Below are 428 nucleotides of genomic sequence, written 5' to 3'. Positions count from 1 at the left end.
CCATCCCACCAAGAAAGTATTTTGAACTTCCGGAAACTGATGTGATCATCTTGGCCAGCTCGCCTCCGGTACAGCTTTCTGCCGTAGAAATAGTCAATTTTCTTTCGGTAAGAATTTCTGCCAGAATAGTCTCAATTTTATCTTCAGAGACTGCAATCACATTATCCTTTATGAGAGGAAGAAGTTTTTGGATTTCGTCTTCCGTCTGTTTCTTTAAGACGTCTTCGTTATCACCGGATGCGGTCAACCTCAGCTTTACACGGGTTCCCACCGGAAGATAAGACAGAGAAATATTTTCAGGAAGGGCTAGTTCCCAATTTTCAATGGTATCTGCAAGAATACTTTCAGGAATCCCAACTACAGAAATAATTCTGCCGTGAATATAATTAAGATTAAATTTTTCTTGTAAATAAGGTATAATCTGATCC

Annotated in this window: 1 protein-coding gene; it reads right to left on the bottom strand. The window is 39.3% G+C overall.

Annotation, left to right across the window (positions count from 1 at the left end; translation table 11 throughout):
* Nucleotides 1-428: CinA family protein (locus SB679_RS23135; protein WP_410704638.1), on the bottom strand; the 428-nt coding region annotated here is incomplete at both ends.

Source organism: Chryseobacterium sp. SIMBA_029, assembly GCF_046535275.1.
In the GTDB taxonomy this organism is placed as follows: Bacteria; Bacteroidota; Bacteroidia; order Flavobacteriales; family Weeksellaceae; genus Chryseobacterium.
This window is presented reverse-complemented; position numbering and strand designations above follow the sequence as displayed.